Raw genomic sequence first — 14,095 nt, forward strand, 5'->3', positions numbered from 1 at the left:
GCTTGGTGTTTCAGTCCTGTACGGCCTTGGCGACGGCGATACATGCAGTCAGCCGGCCCGGCTGCTGCGCTGCGGAATCCTGCACCGCCCACATGGCGTTCATCACCGCCCGCACCACCACCCAGGCCCGCGCCCGATCCTCGTCGAACTCCGCCGCGTCGACCAGGGTGTAGAACCGCCGGCGCACGCGAAAGCGGACGTCGCCGGCCAACTCGTCGAAGCGGTTCCACAGCATCGGGGCGATCTCGTAGTGCGGATCGCCGTTGACCGGTTTGGGGTCGATGGCCAGCCAGGGCTGACGCCGGCCTGCGAGCACGTTCGCGTAATGCAGATCGCAGTGCAGGACCCGCGCCGTCGCCTCGGCGTCAGCCGTCAGGTCCGCGCACTGGCTCAGTGCCTGCTCCACCAGCCGGTGCGGAATCGGTGCGCCGCGCGGCAGCTGGGCCAGTTCGGCGGTCCAGCGGTCGAGGTAGAACGTCAATGGCCGCAGTTGCGGCAACGCGGGGACGTGCAGGTGCCGATACAGACCCGCGACGATCCGGCAGGCCTCCACGTCGTCGACTGTGGTCAGGTCCTCGCCGAGCCGCTCCAGCAGAATCGTCCGCCGGTGCGGGTCGGCGCTCAGCAACCGGACGGCACCCTCGCCGCCCCAACGGCGCAGCGCCAGGTGCTCGTGTTCGGACTCGTCGTCGGGGAAGCCGAGCTTCAGGATCGCGGCCGTGCCGTCGGCTGTGCGGACCGGCAGCACCAGTGAGCAGTACCCGTGGGTGGCGAGACCGTCGGGCCGAAGCTGCCACTGCGCGACGACGTCACGGGTGTGTCGGGGCAGTGCGTCGACCCACGTCGCCCACTGTGGGCCGCGACCGGCCATCGCCCGCACCCCGGCGGGCAGATCGATCACGTCTCGGGGTCATCCGGGTGCTCGCCGGCCGGCTCGCTTGGCGGGGCCGGCCTGTTCAGCCAGTCCTTCAGCCGGAACAACTGGCTGGCCACGATTCCCAGGCCCACCAGCAGCAGACCCAAGACGATCCAAATGGTCATCGCCGTCGAGCCTACGCACACGACGACGCCTCCGGCGGCGCTCGCCGCTATTGTGGCGCCAGTGTCCGAGGTCTCCGTTGAGCAGGTGCGTCAGCTGCGCGCCCGCCTCGACGGCGTGACGCTTCGGGATGCGGCCCGGTTGGGGCGGCGGCTGAAATCCCTGCGCGGCGACGTGTCGGCTGAGACGCTGAAGAAGATCTCCGATCAGATCGCGGTCGCCGAGGCGTTGGTCGCCACCCGTCAAGCCGCGGTTCCGGTGATCACCTACCCGGATCTGCCGGTCAGCGACCGCCGAGACGAGATCGCCCGAGCGATCGCCGACCACCAGGTGGTCGTGGTGGCGGGCGAGACCGGGTCGGGCAAAACCACCCAGCTGCCCAAGATCTGCCTGGAGCTGGGCCGCGGGATCCGCGGAACCATCGGCCACACCCAGCCACGTCGGCTCGCCGCGCGCACGGTGGCTCAGCGCATAGCCGATGAAGTCGGCACCCCGCTGGGTGAGACGATCGGCTACACCGTCCGGTTCACCGACCAGGCCAGCGACCGCACCCTGGTCAAACTGATGACCGACGGCATCCTGCTCGCCGAGATCCAGCGCGACCGGCGCCTGCTGCGCTACGACACCCTCATCCTCGACGAGGCGCACGAGCGCAGCCTCAACATCGACTTCCTGCTGGGCTACCTGCGCGAACTACTGCCGCGCAGGCCCGACCTCAAGGTGATCGTCACGTCGGCGACGATCGAACCGGAACGGTTCGCCGCGCATTTCTCTGGTGCACCCATCGTCGAGGTGTCCGGCCGAACCTATCCGGTGGAGATCCGCTACCGGCCGCTGGAAGTGCCTGTGGCGGACAATGATTCGGAAGCCGGATGTCGCCGCCGGGGCGGCTCCGAAGATCCCGACGATCCCGATCACGAGATCGTCCGTACCGAGATCCGCGACCAGACCGAGGCCATCGTCGACGCTGTGCGCGAGTTGGAAGCCGAGCCGCCCGGCGACGTGCTGGTGTTCTTGTCCGGGGAGCGGGAGATCCGCGACACCAGTGATGCACTGCGCGGCGTTGTCGGTTCACACACCGAGGTGCTGCCCCTGTATGCACGGCTGCCCACGGCCGAGCAGCAGCGGGTGTTTCAGCCGGCACGGACGGGCAGGCGAATCGTGTTGGCCACCAACGTCGCCGAGACGTCGCTGACCGTGCCGGGCGTCCGGTATGTCGTCGACCCCGGCACCGCGCGGATCTCCCGCTACAGCAGGCGCACCAAGGTGCAGCGATTGCCGATCGAACCGATCTCCCAGGCCTCGGCCGCGCAACGAGCCGGACGGTCGGGGCGTACCGCGCCCGGAGTGTGTATCCGGCTCTACTCCGAAGAGGATTTCGCGGGCCGGCCCCGCTACACCGACCCGGAGATCCTGCGTACCAACCTCGCCGCGGTGATCTTGCAGATGGCGGCGCTGCAGCTCGGTGAGATCGAGAGCTTCCCGTTCCTGGATCCGCCTGAGCAACGCAGCATCCGCGACGGGGTGCAGCTGCTGCAGGAGCTCGGCGCGTTCGACGCCGCCGGCGCCATCACCGATGTGGGTCGGCGGCTGGCGCAGTTGCCGGTCGATCCGCGGCTCGCGCGGATGATCGTGCAGGCCGACACCGAGGGATGCGTGCGCGAGGTCTTGGTGCTGGCCGCCGCGTTGTCGATTCCCGACCCGCGCGAGCGGCCGGCCGAGCGGGAAGAAGCCGCTCGGCAGAAACATGCCCGCTTCGCCGACGAGCACTCGGACTTCGTGTCCTTCCTGAATCTTTGGCAGTATCTGCGTGACGAGCGGAAGGCCCGTTCCGGCAGCGCTTTCCGGCGCATGTGCCGCGAGGAGTTCCTGCACTACCTGAGGATCCGGGAGTGGCAGGACCTGACCGGGCAATTACGCAGCATCGCCCGCGACATCGGCATCAGGGAATCCGACGATCCCGAGCCGGCCGACCCGGCGCGTGTGCACGCTGCCCTCGTCGCAGGATTGCTCTCGCATATCGGCCTGCGGGAGGGGGATTCGCGCGAATACACCGGTGCGCGCAACACCCGCTTCGTGCTGGCTCCGGGATCGGTGTTGACCAAGCGTCCGCCGCGCTGGCTCGTGGTGGCCGATCTGGTGGAGACCAGCCGGCTGTACGGCCGCGTCGCGGCCCGCGTCGAACCCGAGATGGTCGAGCGGGTGGCCGGACACCTGGTGCAGCGCAGCTACAGCGAACCGCATTGGGACGCCAAGCGCGGTGCGGTGATGGCCTTCGAGCGAGTCACGCTCTACGGGCTTCCGCTAGTTCCGCGCCGGCGGGTGGGATACGCCACCGTCGATCCGGTCGTATCCCGCGAGCTGTTCATCCAGCACGCACTGGTGCAGGGGGAGTGGCAGAGCCGCCACCACTTCGTCGCCGACAATGCCCGGCTGCGAACCGAATTGGCCGAACTGGAGGAGCGTGCACGCCGCCGCGACATGCTCGTCGGTGACGACGAGATCTACGCCTGGTTCGACAGCAGGATTCCGCCGCAGGTGGTCTCCGGCCGGCATTTCGACGGCTGGTGGAAGAAGCAGCGGCATCGCACCCCCGATCTGCTGACGTTCACGCGTGACGACCTGTTGCGTGTCGACGACGAGGACGCCGAACGGCCGGACAGCTGGCAGGCCGGCGACTTGTCGCTGCCACTCACCTACCGATTCGAGCCGGGCGCCGCCGACGACGGGGTCACCGTGCACATTCCAGTCGAGGTACTCGCCCGGCTCGGTGGCGATGAATTCGGCTGGCAGGTACCGGCGCTGCGCGAGGAACTAGTGACCGCGCTGATCAAGTCATTGCCGAAAGACCTGCGCCGCAACTTTGTTCCCGCCCCGGACACCGCGCGGGCGGTGCTGGCCGGTATTCAGGTCGGAAGCGAACCGCTGCTGGAAGCGCTGCAGCGTGAATTGCACCGGCGCAGCGGCATTCTCGTGCCGATCACAGCGTTCGATCTGGAGAAGCTGCCGACTCACCTGCGGGTGACCTTCGCTGTCGAGGGGCCGGACGGAACCGAGGTGGCCCGCGGTAAGGACCTCGATGTGCTGCAGCGCAGGCTCGCAGGCTCGGCCCGCAGGGCGGTGGCCGACGCGGTGGCCGGTGACTGGGAACGATCGGGCCTGCGTGCGTGGCCAGACGACATCGAGGAGTTGCCGCGCAGCGTCGAACGTACTGTCGGGGGACACCTCGTCCGCGGCTATCCGGCGCTGGTGGACGCAGGCAAGGGCGTCGACGTGCGGGTCTTCGCCACCGAGGCCGAACGCGAGACCGCGATGCGCGGCGGCACCAGGCGGCTGCTGCGCTTGGCGGTGCCGTCTCCGGTGAAGGCAGTGGAGAAAGGACTGGACCCGCGTACCCGACTTGTGCTGGGCGCCAACCCCGATGGGTCCTTGACCGCGCTCCTGGATGACTGTGCCGACGCCGCCGTCGACGTCCTGGCAGCCGAGCCGGTATGGACCAGAGCAGATTTCGCCGCGCTGCGGGACAAGGTGGCCGAAGCACTGCCGTCGACCACGAAGGAAGTCGTGACCCGGGTGCAAAGGGTGCTTGCCGCTTTGCAGGAGGTGCATCTCGCCCTTCCCGACAATCCGCCTGCGGCGCAAGCCGATGCCGTCGCCGACATCCGCGCGCAGCTCGCCGGTTTGGTCGCCACGCCCTTCGTCACCAGCACCGGGGCCGCACGCCTGGCCGATCTGACCCGCTATCTGACGGCGATCGTTCGCCGTCTGGATCGGCTGGCCCAGGCGCCGCAGGCCGACCGCGAGCGAATGCACCGGGTGCACGCCGTCGAAGACGCCTACACCGAACTGCTGCAGGCGCTCTCGCCCACCCGGGCAGCCGCCTCCGACGTTCGCGCCATCGGGTGGCAGATCGAGGAGTTGCGGGTCAGCCTGTGGGCTCAGCAGCTGGGCACCCCCCGGCCGGTCAGTGAGCAACGGATCTACCGGGCGATCGACGCGATCCTGGCATGACAACGAAAGAGGGGCACCCGATCAGGGTGCCCCTCCCATGGAGTTCGTTGTCGATCAACGACTTCCATGCACAGTTGTGTCTACATGGGGCGCGGTCGCCGTCGGGCCGATGTTGTTGACCCAGTCGTTGTGACCGAGGTCGGCCTGGGCGGGTCCGGCGAGGCCGAGAACGGCTGCGGTCATCGCGCCTGCGATCGCTGTGGTGATGGCGTACTTCTTCATTTCTCTTTCCCTCTTCCTCTGCGCCCGTCAGTGGGGGTTTCCGGTGCGCTGACTGTGTTAACGCCGCGTTAGGGCGCGGTAATTCCGCTGGCAGCAGATGATCGCCGGTTGGCAGAAATTGAGCGGTGTCCGCTGATCGGGGGACAACTTATTCCCCCCGGCCATCCGCCGGCTGCCCGACAGACAATGCCGCTCGGATGGGAGACCGTTTAGGCACTGGCGAAACGCGAAGGCCGACACCAACACAGTTGATGACGACGAAGAGGAAAACCCTGAGATGACCACCATGACCTGGATGAAGCGATTCGCCGCCGGCAGCGCACTGGCCGCGGGCTCCGCCCTGTTCGCCTTCGGCTCTGCCACCGACGCCCTCGCCGAGAGCGGCTCCTTCAATGGCGGCCCGCACATGAACCAGCCCGGCCACCACCAGACCTTCCCCGGCCAGCACAACCAGCCGGTGCCCGGCTCCGCCGAGCACCACCATCACCAGTGGAACCACGCCGGTTGACAGGCCGCTCCTAGCATGGGGCGATGGCCCCGATCGTGACGAAGCCCGTCGACCTGGTCCTGGCCGGCGGCGGCGTGAAAGGTATCGGCCTGGCCGGGGCCGTCGTCCGGCTGATGGAGGCCGGTTATCGGGCCCACCGCGTCGCCGGCTCGTCGGCCGGGACGATCGTCGGCTCTATCGTGGCCGCGGCCGCGAAGAACGACCGGCTGACCCCCGCCGACGTCCGGGATCTCGCGCTGAGCATCGACTACCGCAAGTTCCTGGACCCCGGCCCGGTCGAGCGGGTGCCGCTGCTCGGCGCAGGATGGGCCATCCTGCAGGGCACCGGCATCTACCGGGGTGACTACGCGCACGATTTCATCGCCCACCAGCTCCGCGGTCTCGGCGTCAGCACCTTCGGTGACCTTCGGCTCGACGACGACGAACTGCCTCCGGAACAGCGCTATCGGCTGGTGGTGACCGCGGCCGACGTGACGACGGGCCAGTTGGTTCGCCTGCCGTGGGACTACCAGCGGCTCTACGGCCTGGACCCTGACGAACAACCGGTCGCCGATGCGGTGCGGGCGTCGATGTCGATTCCGTTCGTCTTCCGGCCGGTGACACTGACCAGCGCGACGGGCCGGGAATCAACCCTTGTCGACGGCGGGCTGCTGTCGAACTACCCGATCGACTCGCTGGACCGCTGCGACGGGAAGAGACCCCGGTGGCCGACGCTCGGGGTGACGCTGCTGCCGGACCTGCCTGAGAACAACCGCAAGGTGATCCCGGCGCTGGCCCCGCTGCGGCTGTTCGGCGGTCCGAGCCTGCTCGAGGACGTGATCACCACGATCCTCGTCGGGCGCGACCAGGCCTACCTCAACCTGCCCTGGGTCAGTGCCAGGACCATCCGGGTGGATGCGACCGGTGTCGGTGTACTCGATTTCGAGATCAAGCAGCCGCAGATCGACGCCCTCTACACCGAGGGCTACGACGCGGCCACGTCGTTCCTGTCGACGTGGGACGAGCGCGCGTACCTCGAACGGTTCCGGTCCTAGGCTGGCAGGCGTGGGGCCCGATGACGCCGAAGCGCTCTCCGCTGATGACGCGCGCATTCTGCGCATGGAATCCGCGGCGATCACCGGCCACACGCTGAAACTGATCGTTCTGGAGCCCGGTGCGGGAGCGCTCGACATCGACGTGTTGCGCGCCTCGGTGGCCGAGCGCCTGCCGAGTCAGCCGCGCGCCACTCACCGCGTGGACACCTCGGGACCCGATCCGCGATGGGTGCCTGCCCCCGACTTCGAGATCGCCGATCATGTCCGGCTTCGCACGGACAGCAACTGTGTCGGTCGGGAGGACCTGTGGCGCATCGTCAGCGCGTTGATGGCAGAGCACCTCGATCGCAGCAGGCCGTTATGGACCTTCGACGTCATTGGGCCGCTGGCTGACGGTCGAGAAGCGATCGCGGCACGCATCCACCACGCGATGGCCGACGGCATCGCCGGCGTGCGGTTTCTGGAATCGGTGTTGTTCGATCCTCACCGCGGCGGAGATGCGATGAGAAGGACTCCCGGACAACACGATTCACCCAGCGTGACGCCATTGAAAGAAGCCTGGCGAATGCCCTCGGCGCTAGTGCGCGAGCTGGGCCATCCCACAGGCGGTTCGCCGTTCGACCTATCCATCACCGTTGCGCGGGAGTTGGCCTTCTCGGTCGCTCCACTGGCCGAATTCAAGGCCATCGGCGCATCGCGGCCCAACCCGGCAACCGTCAACGACGTCCTGCTGGCGGTGATCGCCGGTGGTCTGCGGCGCTGGTTGGGCGAATCCCGGGCGCGGGACCTGCGTGCCCAGATCCCGGTGAGTCTGCACCATCGCGGCGAAACCGGTCTGGGCAACCGCGACTCGTTCCTGAACATCGATCTGCCGCTGGCGGAAGCAGATTCGTTGGCCAGGCTGGACCGGATCAGCACGCAGACGCGTGAGCGCAAGCGCCTCGATGACGCCGACGAGATGTACGACCTGTTCCATGTCCTGGGCTGCGTCCCGCATCTGGAATCCGCGGTCCGCCGACTGGCCGGCAGGGCAGACGAATTCTGCCTGTCGATTTCCAACGTTCCCGGACCCCGCGACCCGGTTCACGTTGCGGGGCGCCGCGTTGCGCACCTCCTCTCGTCCTCGGAACCGGCCGCTCATCACGCGCTGCGGATTTCGGCGATCTCGTGTGCAGGCGACATGGGGATCGGGCTGTGTACCGATCCGAACGCGTTGCCCGACATCGCCGGGTTGGCGAGCCGCATCGACGCTGCCTACGAGCAATTGCGTGAAGCGGCTGGGATCTGACGGCAGGCGGCCAGCAGGGCGCTGAAGCGGTCGTCGTCGGCTTCATTGGCCGGTATCGGCAGGTTGATACCGTCGCACAGGCCCGAATACCACTGGGCGAGCACGTCGGGAATCTCCTCGTAGGTGCCCTGCGGTAACAGCCGCTCCACCACCTCATCGGTGAGAATGCTTGGCAGAGTCTCCCATTCGTTATGTTGTGCCATCGCGGAGAGGGCGGCGCCGACGTCGGCCAGGCCGAAGTCCTCCAGCTGCCTGCGGTAGGCCCGCGTGCTGTAGAGGAAGGCCAGCTCCGAACGTCGTTGGACGCGCAGCGCGTCGACGGCCTCGCGGGTGGCGGCAGTCATGACGTGTGGGTTCGCGACGACGGCAAGGTCGGCCAGGTTTCGACCGGCCCGTGCCGCGCCCTCGGCAAGCGCGGGAAGGGTGCGCGATCGCAGCACCGCGGGGTGTGAGTTCGTCGGATGGCACACGAAGCCGTCCGCCAATTCCCCTGCCATTGCGCACATTTTGGTGTTCACCGCGCCGGTCCAGATCTCGGGCGCGGGGTGTTCGAGCGGCCCCGGGTTGAAGTAGGGCTGCAGACGTTCGAATCGGTAGTGCGGCCCCGCATAATCCAGCTTGGCGCCGGTCTGGAACGAGGTGAAGATCGCTCGGAGCGAGCGGATGTAGTCGGCGAGGCGGGCAACCGGCTCGGACCACTGCGCCGAGAACCGGCCGACGATGTTGCCGCGCACCTGCGAGGCGATGCCGAGCTGAAACCGGCCGCCGGAGAACTTCGACAGATCCCAGGCCGCGTAGGCGGTGATCATCGGGCTGCGCGGAAAGGCGAGCGCCATGCTGGTCCGTACCGTCACGCGCTCGGTGTGCTGCAGCGCCAGAGCGGCGACGGTGAAGGGGTCGTGGATGGTTTCCGAGATGTGCACGACGTCGAACCCGAGCCGTTCCGCACGGGCCGCCCACGGGCCGATCTCCCCGGGGCCCATCGCCGCGGGGGCGGAGGTGACCAAGTGCACCGCGTCAGCGTACTGACCGGTGTCCCCCGATCGGTGGACCCCGGTTTCACCTGGGCTTTGGGCTGGTCAGCCGACAGACATCTGGATTGTCGTGCGCGATTCTTGTCTTACCCGGCAAACCGGGTGAAGCACGAACAGAACGAGCACGACATCATGACCATCACGACCACCAACACCTCGACCACGATCTGGTTCAAGCGCGTCGCCGCAGGCGCGATCCTGGCCACCGGCTCCGCGCTGGTCGCCCTGGGCGCGGCACCTGCGAGCTTCGCGGACGCAGGCGGCCCCAACATGAGCCACCCGACGCCGCACCCGGCGTTCCCGCACCAGACCAATCAGCCCCAGCCGGGGACCTCGATCCATCACCATCACCAGTGGAATCGCCATCGCGGCTGACGAGCCGGGCGCACCACGAAATAGTTCGGGTGCGAGAAGTTCTCAGCACTTCTCGCACCCGAACTTTTCGTATCTGGGCCTCAGGCAGGCAGGCCGTCGGCCACCCTGGTCGCGTCCTCGGCACTGGCCGGGTCCAGCACCATGTCGGCGATCCTCGCCCGGTGCTGTTCGGCATTGCCGAGCAGCGCAGCAACAGTGGCTGCGCGCTTGAAGTACAAGTGCGCCTGGTGCTCCCAGGTGAAGCCGATCCCGCCGTGCACCTGGATGGTGTCGGCGGCGACACGGCTGAGCGCGGCCGACGCCGCGGCTTGAGCGATGCTGCTCGCCAGCGCCGGATCATCGGAGCCGTCGCTCAACGCCCACACCGCGTGGTAGGCGGCCGAGCGGGCATGCTCGACGTCGACGAGCATGTCGGCCAGCTTGTGCTTGATCGCCTGGAATGAGCCGATCTGGCGGCCGAACTGCAGACGGGACTTGGCGTATTCGACCGACAGATCCAGCAGGTGCTGTGCGGCGCCGACCTGCTCGACTGCCAGCAGAGCCGAACCGACCTGCAGTGCGTGAGTGATCACCCGCACGGCATCCTCTGGGCCGGCCAACAGCCGGGCGGGCGAGTCGGAGAAGGTGATGTTGGCCTGCGGCCGAGTCAGATCCAGGGTCGACAACGGGGTGCGCTGAACGTCTTGTGCGTCCACTGCGTACAGCCCGACGCCGTCGGAACCCGTTGCCGCGACCAGGATTACGTCGGCAGCAGCACCGTCGACGACCCGCTTGACGGTGCCGGAGACGGTGTCACCGGCGGCTGTCACGGTCACCGTGGCGGGATCGAACGCACCTGCCTTGTCGGCGACGGCGAAGGCCGCGGTGGCGGTGCCCTCCACCAACTGGGCCAGCAGCTCGTCGCGTGCCGGACCGCTCGAACTGGCGACCAGCGCGGGGACGGCGAGGTAGACGGTGCCGAACAGCGGCCCGCAGGCCAGCGTCGCGCCGAATTCCTCGACGGCGACAGCCTGATCGACCAGCGAACCGCCGACACCGCCGTCGTCCTCGGGAACCGAGAGCCCGAGCACGCCGAGCTCGGCGCCCAGCCGGTTCCACACCTTGGCGTCGAAGGGCACCTCGGACTCCATCAACCGGCGCACGGTCGATTCGTCGAAGTTGTCGGCGCAGAACTTGCGCACCGCTGCGCGCAGCTGCTGCTGTTCCTCGGTGAACGAAAATTCAGCCACGGGGGATCTCCTTCCAGGGCATGCCGGCGTCGGCACGCAGATCACCGGGCAGGCCCAGGACCCGCTCGCCGAGGATGTTGCGCATCACCTCGGTGGTGCCGCCCTCGATGGTGTTGGCGCGGCTGCGCAGGAAGCGCTGCTGGATCGGCCCGCGCCAGTCGCCCGCGTCACCGGCGTCATCGGCCAATGCGTAGCGGTCGTAGAGGATGCCTTCGGGGCCAAGGAGATCCATGCACCATTCGTAGATGTGCTGATTGAGCAAGGCGCCCACCAGCTTGCCGATCGAAGCCTCCGGGCCCGGGCCGCCCGCGGTGGCCGAGGCGCGGGAGCGCTCGGAGGTCAGTCGCTGGGCTTCGGACCGTAACCACAACTGCGACAACCGGTCTCGTAGCACCGGGGTCTGCAGGTCGGGACGTGATGCCCATAGTGCGGTGGCCTCTTTGATGGTGCCGCTGCCGCGGCGGCTGCCGCTGGCGCCCAGGGCGCTGCGCTCGTTCATCAGGGTGGTCATCGCGACGTTCCAGCCGTTGCCGACCGCGCCGAGGCGGTGGCTGTCGGGGATGCGGGCGTCGGTCATATAGACCTCGTTGAACTCCGCCTGCCCGGTCATCTGGCGCAGCGGACGGGTCTCCACGCCGGGGGCGTGCATGTCGAGCACGAAATAGGTCAGGCCCTTGTGCTTGGCGATGTCGGGATTGGTCCGGGCCAGCAGCAGACCCCACCGCGCGCGGTGCGCCAGACTGGTCCACACCTTCTGGCCGTTGATCACCCACTCGTCGCCGTCGGGCACCGCGGTCGTGGCCAGGCCGGCCAGGTCGGAGCCGGCACCCGGCTCCGAGAACAGCTGGCACCAGATGTCTTCGGTGGTGGCCAGCGGCCGCAGCAGCGCTTTCTTGAGGTCGTCGGACTGGGCGTGTTCGCGCACGGTCGGCGCGGCCATGCCGTAGCCCATCGGGTTGAGGCCCAGCGGCACCGGGCCGCCGGCGCCCTGCAGGACCCGGTCGGCGACTGCCTGCAGGCCGCGCGACAGGCCGAGCCCGCCGAGACCTTCAGGGAAGTGCACCCAGGACAGGCCGGCGTCGTAACAGGCGCCGAGGAATTCCGGAATCGGGACTTTCTTCGGGTCGTGGTCTGCTACGACCCGCCGGGCCAGGTCTTCGACCCGCTCGGCATCAGCGACGGTGCTCATTCCGACACGATAAGGAACCCAGTGCAGGCCGTTGTTGGCAGGTGTCAAGTTTGGGGTCCGGACGTGGGATCGCGGACTCGCCAGGCAACTAGAACGTGTTACAGTTCGGCCGCGGTAGGAGGCTGGAAATGGTGGACCGAAGCAAAGCAAAATCGCTGTGGTTGGTCACTGCGGCCTACGTCGTCGCGGTCGCGGCCGGCGCGGGCTGGCTGTTGTATGGCCCGTCGGCGACCGGGCGGTTGTGGCTAGATGCGTTCATCGCCGACGTCATCGCCACCCTGGTGGTGTTCGTCTTCAGCCGGGCGTATCGCAACTCCAGTTTCTACGACGCGTTCTGGAGCGTGATCCCGCCGCTGCTGCTGATCTACTGGTGGGCCGCCGGGCCGCTCGGCCTGGATTCGGTGCGGTGCTGGCTGGTCGCGATCGTCGTCATGTACTGGGCGATCCGCTTGACCGGCAACTGGGTGTACAGCTTTCCCGGCCTGCACCACGAGGACTGGCGGTACCCGCAGCTGCGCGCCGGCGCGGGCCGGTGGGAATTCCTGGCCGACCTCTTCGGTATCCACCTGATCCCGACCGTTCAGGTTTTCCTGGGCATGCTGCCCGTCTACGTCGCGGTCACCCGACCCGGTGAGGGCGTCATCTGGCTGACCTGGGTCGCATTCGCGGTGGGCATCGGTGCGGTGACTCTCGAGCTGGTGGCCGATACCCAGATGCACCGCTTCGTCCGCGACAAGAAGCCCGGCGCGGTGATGGACCGCGGGTTGTGGGCCTGGTCGCGGCACCCGAACTATCTCGGCGAGATCGGCTTCTGGTTCGCGATGGCGTTGTTCGGCGTCGCCGCCGCGCCCGCCGACGCCTGGTGGCTGTTCGTGGGGGTGGTGGCCATGGTCGCGATGTTCCTCGGCGCCAGCATCCCGATGATGGAGAAGCGCAGTCTGGCTCGCCGCCCGCAGTACCAGGGCGTCATCGACCGAGTGCCCATGCTCATTCCCCGCCCGCCCCGAAAGGCCAGCGTAGGAGGAGATGTATGAGCCGCAAGCCCCGCGTCGTGATCGCCGGCTTGGGTGACAGTGGGCTGCTCACCGCGATCAAGCTGGCCCGTCACGCCGACGTCGTCGGCATCTCGGTCAAGCCGGCCCTGGTCAGCGGTCAGGAGCTCGGGCTGCGGCTGGCCCGGCCGAAGGACTGGGCCCGGGACAACTGGATCCCGTTCGACAAGTACCGCGGCCTGGACGGGGTGCGCACCGTGCAGGCCACGCTGACCGGTCTGGATCTGGAGAACCGCACCGTGCTGGGGACCGCGCCGGACGGCTCACCGGTCACCGAAACCTATGACGTGCTCGTGATTTCGACCGGAGTGCGCAACGGCTTCTGGCGCCAACCGACGCTGCAGACCCCCGAGCAGATCGCCGCGGATCTGACCGCCACACACGAGCGGCTGGCCGCCGCCGAGTCGGTGATGATCATCGGGGGCGGCGCCGCGGCGGTCAGTGCGGCCGCCAACGTCGCCACCGCATGGCCGGGTAAGAAGGTGGACCTGTACTTCCCGGGTGAACGCGCACTCACCGAGCATCACCACCGGGCCTGGGAACGGTTGCACGCCAAGTTGATCGGTTTGGGTGTCGGCGTGCATCCGGGACACCGCGCGGTGCTTCCCGACGGGTTCGACGGTGACGAGATCACCGACGCAGCGGTGCAGTGGAGCACCGGGCAGCCGGAGTCGAAGGCCGACGCGGTCCTGTGGGCGATCGGACGGGTCAGGCCCAACACCGGCTGGCTGCCGCCGGAGCTGCTCGACGAGCAGGGCTTCGTCAAGGTCACCCCGGAGTTGCAGCTGTGCGGTCACCACCACATGTTCGCGATCGGGGACGTGGCCGCCACCGATCCGCTGCGCGCCTCGGCTCGCGCGCGGGCCGACTCGCTGCTGGCGCACAACATCCGCGCGACCCTGACCGACCGGCCGTTGAAGAAGTACCGCGCACCGCGGCGCCGGTGGGGTTCGATCGTGGGGATCCAGGCCGACGGGCTCGAAGTGTTCGCCCCCAACGGCACCGCCTACCGCTTCCCGGCCTGGTCGATCGACCGGGTGCTGATGCCGTGGATCGTGCGCCGCGGCATTTACAAAGGGGTCCGACGGAATCAGCCGCTGAGCTGAACGGCCTG

13 protein-coding genes are annotated in these 14,095 nt (G+C 68.2%); 7 read left to right on the top strand and 6 right to left on the bottom strand.

Translation table 11 applies throughout. From position 1 onward, the window contains the following. Nucleotides 1–10 precede the first annotated feature (10 nt). A complete protein-coding gene (locus tag AB4879_RS09230; protein WP_370507348.1) occupies nucleotides 11–901 on the bottom strand; it encodes an aminoglycoside phosphotransferase family protein in 891 nt (296 codons plus the stop codon). Next, on the bottom strand, nucleotides 898–1,041 hold the full coding sequence (locus AB4879_RS09235; RefSeq protein ID WP_199189786.1) for a hypothetical protein: 144 nt from the start codon (nucleotides 1,039–1,041) through the stop codon (nucleotides 898–900). The genes AB4879_RS09230 and AB4879_RS09235 overlap by 4 nt, the downstream gene beginning before the upstream one ends. Between AB4879_RS09235 and hrpA the strand changes: the two genes are divergently transcribed. Beyond that, complete coding sequence (gene hrpA, locus AB4879_RS09240) at nucleotides 1,034–5,050, top strand: ATP-dependent RNA helicase HrpA (RefSeq protein ID WP_370507349.1); 4,017 nt, start codon at nucleotides 1,034–1,036, stop codon at nucleotides 5,048–5,050. The two genes, AB4879_RS09235 and hrpA, sit on opposite strands and share 8 nt — an antisense overlap. Nucleotides 5,051–5,104: 54 nt before the next feature. Here hrpA and AB4879_RS09245 read toward each other — a convergent pair whose 3' ends face one another. Beyond that, the gene (locus AB4879_RS09245; protein ID WP_199189788.1) at nucleotides 5,105–5,272 is read right to left on the bottom strand and encodes a hypothetical protein; all 168 of its coding nucleotides are present in this window, start codon (nucleotides 5,270–5,272) and stop codon (nucleotides 5,105–5,107) included. A gap of 277 nt (nucleotides 5,273–5,549) precedes the next feature. On the opposite strand from AB4879_RS09245, the gene AB4879_RS09250 reads away from it, so the two are divergent. Genes AB4879_RS09250 through AB4879_RS09260 form a run of 3 tightly spaced genes read left to right on the top strand, consistent with a single transcriptional unit; the run spans nucleotide 5,550 to nucleotide 8,102 of the window. After that, the gene (locus AB4879_RS09250) at nucleotides 5,550–5,780 is read left to right on the top strand and encodes a hypothetical protein (protein ID WP_370507350.1); all 231 of its coding nucleotides are present in this window, start codon (nucleotides 5,550–5,552) and stop codon (nucleotides 5,778–5,780) included. A gap of 23 nt (nucleotides 5,781–5,803) precedes the next feature. After that, nucleotides 5,804–6,814: a patatin-like phospholipase family protein gene (locus AB4879_RS09255; protein ID WP_370507351.1), complete on the top strand. Its 1,011-nt coding sequence runs from the start codon at nucleotides 5,804–5,806 to the stop codon at nucleotides 6,812–6,814. A gap of 10 nt (nucleotides 6,815–6,824) precedes the next feature. After that, complete coding sequence (locus tag AB4879_RS09260) at nucleotides 6,825–8,102, top strand: wax ester/triacylglycerol synthase domain-containing protein (RefSeq protein ID WP_370507352.1); 1,278 nt, start codon at nucleotides 6,825–6,827, stop codon at nucleotides 8,100–8,102. On the opposite strand, the gene AB4879_RS09265 is transcribed toward AB4879_RS09260, so the two are convergent. Continuing rightward, nucleotides 8,069–9,115 (bottom strand): TIGR03617 family F420-dependent LLM class oxidoreductase, encoded by a 1,047-nt coding sequence (locus AB4879_RS09265; RefSeq protein WP_370507353.1) that lies wholly within the window; start codon nucleotides 9,113–9,115, stop codon nucleotides 8,069–8,071. The genes AB4879_RS09260 and AB4879_RS09265 overlap by 34 nt on opposite strands. Before the next feature lie 153 nt (nucleotides 9,116–9,268). On the opposite strand from AB4879_RS09265, the gene AB4879_RS09270 reads away from it, so the two are divergent. Continuing rightward, nucleotides 9,269–9,511, top strand: coding sequence for a hypothetical protein (locus AB4879_RS09270; RefSeq protein ID WP_102806131.1), 243 nt, complete (start codon nucleotides 9,269–9,271; stop codon nucleotides 9,509–9,511). An 80-nt stretch (nucleotides 9,512–9,591) separates the two neighbouring features. On the opposite strand, the gene AB4879_RS09275 is transcribed toward AB4879_RS09270, so the two are convergent. Next, on the bottom strand, nucleotides 9,592–10,740 hold the full coding sequence (locus AB4879_RS09275; RefSeq protein WP_370507354.1) for an acyl-CoA dehydrogenase family protein: 1,149 nt from the start codon (nucleotides 10,738–10,740) through the stop codon (nucleotides 9,592–9,594). Beyond that, on the bottom strand, nucleotides 10,733–11,929 hold the full coding sequence (locus AB4879_RS09280; RefSeq protein WP_102805982.1) for an acyl-CoA dehydrogenase family protein: 1,197 nt from the start codon (nucleotides 11,927–11,929) through the stop codon (nucleotides 10,733–10,735). Before AB4879_RS09280 ends, AB4879_RS09275 begins: the two co-directional genes overlap by 8 nt. Before the next feature lie 128 nt (nucleotides 11,930–12,057). Here AB4879_RS09280 and AB4879_RS09285 point away from each other — a divergent pair, with 128 nt between their 5' ends. Together AB4879_RS09285 and AB4879_RS09290 are read left to right on the top strand one after the other, a co-directional pair. Further along, nucleotides 12,058–12,963, top strand: a complete 906-nt coding sequence (locus AB4879_RS09285) for a DUF1295 domain-containing protein (RefSeq protein WP_370507355.1) — start codon at nucleotides 12,058–12,060, stop codon at nucleotides 12,961–12,963. After that, nucleotides 12,960–14,087, top strand: a complete 1,128-nt coding sequence (locus AB4879_RS09290; protein ID WP_370507356.1) for an FAD-dependent oxidoreductase — start codon at nucleotides 12,960–12,962, stop codon at nucleotides 14,085–14,087. The genes AB4879_RS09285 and AB4879_RS09290 overlap by 4 nt, the downstream gene beginning before the upstream one ends. Nucleotides 14,088–14,095 lie beyond the last annotated feature (8 nt).

It is taken from the genome of Mycobacterium sp. SA01, assembly GCF_041287105.1.
Classification (GTDB): Bacteria; Actinomycetota; Actinomycetes; order Mycobacteriales; family Mycobacteriaceae; genus Mycobacterium.